This is a genomic window from Neisseria sp. P0014.S009, from assembly GCF_051958155.1.
Taxonomy (GTDB): domain Bacteria; phylum Pseudomonadota; class Gammaproteobacteria; order Burkholderiales; family Neisseriaceae; genus Neisseria; species Neisseria flavescens_C.
In genome coordinates this window covers 1-495 of record NZ_JBQCVS010000046.1, presented here as the reverse complement: position 1 = coordinate 495, position 495 = coordinate 1, and the positions used below count along the sequence as shown (strand labels likewise).

Here is a 495-nt window from a genome sequence, read left to right as displayed (position 1 = left end):
GTGTATAAGAGACAGCCTACGGGAGGCAGCAGTCGAGAATAATTCACAATGGGGGCAACCCTGATGGTGCAACGCCGCGTGGAGGATGACGGTCTTCGGATTGTAAACTCCTGTCATCCGGGAGCAAGACCTGGTCGTTAATAGCGAACAGGGTTGATAGTACCGGAAGAGGAAGGGACGGCTAACTTCGTGCCAGCAGCCGCGGTAATACGAAGGTCCCGAGCGTTGTTCGGAATCACTGGGCGTAAAGGGAGCGTAGGCGGCGTGGTAAGTCAGATGTGAAATCCCGGGGCTCAACCCCGGAACTGCATCCGATACTGACGTGCTTGAGGGTTGGAGAGGTAGCTGGAATTATCGGTGTAGCAGTGAAATGCGTGGATATCGATAGGAACACTCGTGGCGAAGGCGAGCTACTGGACAACATCTGACGCTGAGGCTCGAAGGCTAGGGGAGCAAAAGGGATTAGATACCCCAGTAGTCCTGTCTCTTATACAC

At 54.3% G+C, this 495-nt stretch carries 1 rRNA gene; it reads left to right on the top strand.

Going from position 1 to position 495, the window contains the following annotated elements:
• Positions 1 to 495, top strand: a 16S ribosomal RNA gene (locus ACTHS4_RS11585); the annotation flags it as partial.